Genomic DNA, 6,378 nt, shown 5'->3' with positions numbered 1-6,378 from the left:
GCCAACGACACCATCACCGCCCACAACACCGGCTGCACCACATCCACCCGCTCCAACGCCTCCGCGGCACCCTCACCGCCGCGCAACACCTCCACCAGCGACCAGTCCACATGCGGCGCCAGGGCCGCCCCGCATTCCTCGATCCGCTCCGCGAACACCGGCGAGGAATCCAGCAGCCCGGCCGCCATCCCCACCCACTGCGACCCCTGACCGGGGAAGACGAAGGCGACCCCGGCACTGCGCTTGGCAACGCCTTCGACCAGCCCGGAGCCGCCCCGGCCGGCAAGGTGATCAGTCAGCGCCCGTACGGCCTCCGCACGATCGGAGGCCAGCACGACCGAACGGTGCTCGAAGGCGGTCCGCGTCGTGGCGAGGGAGAATCCGATGTCCTCGGCCGCGACCTCCGGGTGCCGCTCCACATGCTCCAGCAGCCGCCTGGCCTGGGCGCGCAGCGCCGCCTCGGACTTGCTCGACAGCAGCCAGGGGACGAGCGGCAACGCCGTCCGGGGCACCGTCGCCCCCTCCGCCACGCCCGCGTCAGAAGCGGTGTCGGCAGCGGCCGGCGACGGCGCCTCCTCGATGATGGCGTGGGCGTTGGTGCCGCTGATGCCGAACGAGGACACACCGGCCCGGCGCGGCTCCTCACCCCCGGGCCACGCGGTGGCCTCGGCGAGGAGCTCGACAGTGCCCGTCACCCAGTCCACGTGCGGGGACGGCTCCTCGATGTGCAAGGTGGGCGGCAGCATGCCGTGCCGCATCGCCAGCACCATCTTCATCACACCCGCCACACCGGCCGCCGCCTGGGTATGACCGATGTTCGACTTCACCGACCCCAGCAGCAGCGGATGATCCGCCGTACGCTCACGGCCGTACGTGGCCAGCAGCGCCTGCGCCTCGATCGGATCACCCAGCGACGTTCCCGTCCCATGCGCCTCCACCGCATCGACCTGCCCGGCCGTGAGCCCGGCGTTGGCCAGCGCCTGACGGATCACCCGCTGCTGCGACGGCCCATTGGGAGCGGACAGCGCACTGCTCGCGCCGTCCTGATTGATCGCCGTACCCCGCACAACCGCCAACACACGATGCCCATTGCGCCGCGCATCGGACAGCCGCTCCAGGAACAGCATGCCCACACCCTCAGCGGGCCCGAACCCGTCCGCCCCCGCCGCGAACGGCTTGCACCGCCCATCCGCCGCAAGCCCACGTTGACGGCTGAAACCAATGAACGTGCCAGGCGTGGCCATGACGGTGACACCACCGGCCAGAGCCAGGGAACACTCACCCTGACGCAGCGCCTGCACCGCCAGATGCAGAGCCACCAGCGACGAGGAACACGCGGTGTCCACCGTCACCGCCGGACCCTCCAGACCCAGGGTGTAGGCCACACGCCCGGACACGACACTGATGGCGCTTCCGGTCACCAGGTGGCCCTCGACACCATCGGGGGCCTCGTGCACCCGCGGCCCGTAGTCAGGGGCCACCGCCCCGACAAAGACCCCGGACCGGCTGCCCTTGAGCGAGGCCGGATCAATACCCGCCCCCTCAATCGCCTCCCACGAAGTCTCCAGCAGCAGCCGCTGCTGGGGGTCCATCGCCAGCGCCTCACGCGGCGAGATCCCGAAGAAATCGGCGTCGAAGTCGCCGGCGTCGTGCAGGAACCCACCCTCACGCGCATACGAGGTACCGGGCCGATCGGCGTCCGCGTCGTAGAGCGTGTCGAGGTCCCAGCCGCGGTCCTCGGGAAACGGTGTGATGGCGTCCTCGGCCCCGCTCAGCAGCCGCCAGAACTCCTCGGGGGAGCGCACCCCGCCGGGGAACCGGCAGCTCATCCCGACGATCGCGATCGGCTCCCGGGCCGCCGACTCCACGTCCTGGAGACGCTGCCGCGTCTGGTGCAGATCAGCCGTCACCCGCCGGAGGTAGGCGAGCAGCTTTTCTTGTTCCGACATCAGAACCTCTCGGAGTCAGCGCTTCGGGGGCGGGTGATCGGCGGGCGGGTGTGGCTTCGTGGATGCGCCGTGGTGGCGGCCGCTGGTCGGATCACGACGTCCCGAACTCCTCGTCGATGAAGGCGAAGAGTTCGTCGGCCGCCGCCGTCTCCAGGTGGTCGGCGACGCCGTCCGCATCGCCGGAGCCGTTGGTCGCTCCGCCGGCCTGGCCGTCCGGCACCGGGCCGCCACGGCCGCCGTCCCACTGGGACAGCAGGCGCTTCAGCCGGTCGGCCACCATCGTGCGGGTGGCGTCGTCGGCCGAGGTGTCCGTGCCGAGCAACGCGGCTTCCAGCCGGTCGAGTTCGGCAGCCACATCGGGCGCGTCGTCCGCCGCCACGGGGGCGATCTCCGCACCCAGGTGTCCGGCCAACGCCGCGGGCGTCGGGTAGTCGAAGATGAGCGTGGCGGGCAGGCGTAGCCCGCTGGCCGCGTTCAGCCGGTTGCGCAGCTCGACCGCGGTGAGCGAGTCAAAGCCCAACTCCAGGAAGCCACGATCGGTATCCACCGCGGACGCCGTCCCATGACCGAGCACCGTGGCAGCGTGCTCCTGGACCAGACGCAGCAGCAGCCGCCGCCGCTCCCCCTGACCAAGCCCGGCCAGCCGCCGCGCCAACGACGCCTCCTGCGAACCAGCCTCTTCCTGGGCCGAGGCACGCCGGGGTGTCACGGACCGCCGTACGAGTCCACTCAGCAACGGGGGTATGGGCGAGGTATCGGCGGCGGCCGCCAACTGGCCGAGGTCGAGCTGGGCGGGCACCACCACGCCCTCGGCCAGCCGGCCCGCCGTGTCGAACAGCCGCAACCCCTCCTCGGAGGAGAACGGCACCAGTCCGCCCCGCGTCATCCGCGAGATGTCCGCCTGATCGAGATGGCCGGTCATCCCGGAGCGCTCAGCCCACAGACCCCAGGCAAGCGACACTCCCGGCAGACCCATCGCCCGACGCCGCTGAGCCAGCCCGTCCAGGAACGTATTGGCGGCGGCGTAGTTCGCCTGCCCCGCGGCCCCCAACACACCGGCGGCCGACGAGAAAAGGGCGAACATGGCCACATCGAAACGGCGCGTCAACTCGTGCAGATGCCACGCCCCGTCGACCTTCGCCCGCAACACCGCGTCCAGCCGCTCCGGCGTCAGCGACGTCACCGTGCCGTCATCCAGGAGACCCGCGGCGTGAACCACACCGGTCAGACCGTGTCCGTCGGGCAGGTCGGCCAGCAGATCGGCCAGCGCGTCGCGGTCGGCGACATCGCAGGCGGCGATCGTGACCGAGGCACCCAGGGCCGTCAGCTCCGCCTCGAGCTCCGTCAGGCTCTCGGCCGCGCGGCCACGACGGCTGACCAGCAGCAGCCGGCGCACGCCGTGCTCCGCCACCAGATGCCGGGCGACCAGACCACCCAGAACACCACCGGCACCGGTGATCAGCACCGTCCCCTCCGGATCCAGCGCGGCCGGGACACTCAGCACCAGCTTGCCCACATGACGCGCCTGGCTCATGAACCGGAACACCTCAGGAGCCCTGCGCACATCCCACACCCGTGCGGGCAACGGCTCCAGCCCACCGCCCTCGAACAGAGCCACGATCTCCGCGAGCATCTCCCCGATGCGCACCGGACCCGCCTCGGCCAGGTCGAACGCCCGGTACATCACCCCCGGATGCGCCGCGGCCACCTCCTCGGCCGACCGCACATCCGTCTTGCCCATCTCGATGAACCGCCCGCCCTCGCTCAGCAACCGCAGCGAGGCGTCCACGAACTCACCGGCCAGGGAGTCCAGGACCACATCCACACCACGACCACCCGAGGCGGCCCTGAACCGCTCCTCGAACTCCAGCGTCCGCGACGACGCGATATGCGCATCGTCCAGCCCGAGGCCGCGCAGGACATCCCACTTGGCCTCGCTGGCGGTCGCGAACACCTCCACGCCCCACGCCCGCGCCAACTGCACCGCGGCCATCCCCACACCACCGGCGGCGGAATGCACCAACAGCGACTCACCGCGCCGCAGGCCCCCCAACTCCCGCAGTCCGTACAAAGCCGTTCCGAAGACGACGGGGATCGGTGCGGCCTGGGTGTAGGACCAGCCGTCCGGGATGCGCACCAGGCTGCGGTGGTCCGCCACGGCCAGCGGTCCGAAACCACCGGTCCACGACCCCATGACCCGGTCACCGACGGCGAGAGAAGTGACACCGGAACCGGTGGCCACGACCACACCGGCTCCCTCGCTCCCCATCATGGCCCCGGGGTCCGGGTACATGTTCAGGGAGATCAGGACATCGCGGAAGTTCATGCCCGCGGCACGCACGGCGACCCGGACCTCGTGCTCGCCGAGCTCCCCGGTGACATCCGGGGCCGCGGCCAGCCTCAGCCCCTCCAACGTGCCCGCTCCCGACGACTCCAGCCGCCACGCCTCCCCGCCATCCGGCGGCGTCAGCACGCCCTTCGCGGCGCCGGGTGCCAGACGCGGCACCAGCACCTCGGCACCGCGCACCGCGAGCTGCGGCTCCCCGATGGACACCGCCTGATGCACCACGGCCAGCGACGCCTCGGCGCCGTCCACGTCCAGCAGGACGAACCGGTCCGGATGCTCGGCCTGCGCCGACCGCACCAACCCCCACGCCGGGGCCGCCGCCAGATCACGCGGATCCGCACCGTCCTCGGTCGCCAGCGCGCCCCGGGTGACCAGCACCAGCCGTGCCCCGGCGAACACGTCCTCCGCCAACCACGCCCGCACCACATCCAAAGTCCGGTGGGCCACCGCACGCGCCGCCGGGACGACGTCCTCACCGGGGCCGGAGGACACCGTGACGAACACCAGATCCGGCATCGGAGCACCCGATCCCACATGCGCCGCCAGAGCGGCCAGATCGGTGTGTTCCTCCACCGACCCGTCGGCCGTCTTCAACGCCCGGGCCAGGCCCAAGACATCCGGTCCGACCACGGCGCACTGGTCGGTGGCGGGGGCGGGGTTGGTAGTGGGGGCCGCGACCCACTCCAGCCGGTACAGCGACTCGTCGTCGCCGGCGGACGACGCGAGCTGGGCTTCCGAGACCGGCCGGGTGACCAGCGCGTCCGCCGACGCCACCAGCGCACCGGCGGCATCCGCCACGAGCACCGACATCCCCTCGGCGCCCGTACGGGCCAGCCGTACCCGCAGAGAGGTCGCGCCGGTGGCGTACAGCGACACACCACTCCACACGAACGGCAGCTGGATTCCCTCCACCTTCCCGCCTCCCTCGGCGGCGGCGGACACCAGCCAGGCGTGCAGCGCCGCATCGAGCAGCGCGGGATGCAGCCCGAACCGGGCCGCCTCCGCCCGCGACTCCTCCGGCAGCGCCACCTCGGCGAAGACCTCATCGCCCTTGCGCCAGACGGCACGCAGCCCCTGGAACACCGGCCCGTACGCCAGTCCGGTGGCCGCCACGTCCTCGTAGAAGCCCGCGGTCTCGAGCGCTTCCGCCCCCGCCGGCGGCCACGCCTCCAGGCCCACCGGGCCCGTCGCCCTGCCGGCCGCGGACGCCGGGGCCAGCGCACCCTTCGCATGGCACGTCCACGACGCGTCCGGGCCATCGCCACGGCGGGAATACACGCTGAACTCGCGCAGCCCATCCTGTACCGGCCCGCCCACCACCAGCTGCACCTGGACCGCCCCCTCTTCGGGCAGCACCAGGGGCGCCTCCAGTGTCAGCTCCTCCAACCGGTCACAGCCCACCGCGTCACCCGCCCGCGACGCCAGCTCGACGAACGCCGTACCGGGCAGGATGACCCGGCCGAACACCGCATGGTCGGCGAGCCAGGGATGCGTACGGAGCGACAGCCGACCGGTGAGCAGGAAACCGTCCGAGTCGGGCAGCGGCACGGCTGCCCCCAGCAACGGATGCCCGGCCGAGTCCAGCCCCACCGACGCCACATCACCGGCGCCGTTGATGGCCTCGGGCTCCAGCCAGAAGCGCGAGCGCTGGAAGGCATACGTCGGCAGCTCCACACGCTCCGCGCCCGTCCCGGCGAACACCCCCGCCCAGTCGACGGACACGCCGCCCACATACGCCTCGGCCACAGAGGTCAGAAAACGCTCCAGGCCGCCTTCCTCACGGCGCAGCGAACCCACGGCGGTGACCTGCGTGGCGTGATCCTCGGCCGTCTGCTCAACCCCCATGGTGAGCACCGGATGGGCACTGGCCTCGATGAACACCTGGAAACCGTCGGCCAGCAGGACACGGACGGTCTCGTCGAAACGCACGGTCCCGCGCAGGTTGCGGTACCAGTACGCGGCGTCCAGACCGGCCGTGTCCAGCACCCCGCCGGTCACCGTCGAATAGAACGGCACCGACGAGGAGCGCGGGGCGATTCCCGCGAGCGTCTGCTGAAGCTCGTCCTCGATGGCCTCGACATG

General features: G+C 71.8%; 2 protein-coding genes. Both read right to left on the bottom strand.

Features of this window, described 5'->3' with window-relative positions; genetic code table 11:
- A partial coding sequence (locus IEJ02_RS47240) for a type I polyketide synthase (RefSeq protein ID WP_191070424.1) occupies nucleotides 1-1,949 on the bottom strand: 1,949 nt, incomplete at its 3' end.
- A 91-nt stretch (nucleotides 1,950-2,040) separates the two neighbouring features.
- Nucleotides 2,041-6,378, bottom strand: a 4,338-nt coding sequence (locus IEJ02_RS47235) for an SDR family NAD(P)-dependent oxidoreductase (protein ID WP_191070423.1), incomplete at its 5' end; no start/stop codon positions are given.

Source organism: Streptomyces sp. 5-10 (assembly GCF_014712245.1).
Taxonomy (GTDB): domain Bacteria; phylum Actinomycetota; class Actinomycetes; order Streptomycetales; family Streptomycetaceae; genus Streptomyces; species Streptomyces violaceusniger.
The sequence above is the reverse complement of the archived record's forward strand: the minus strand, read 5'-3'. Positions and strand labels throughout refer to the sequence as shown.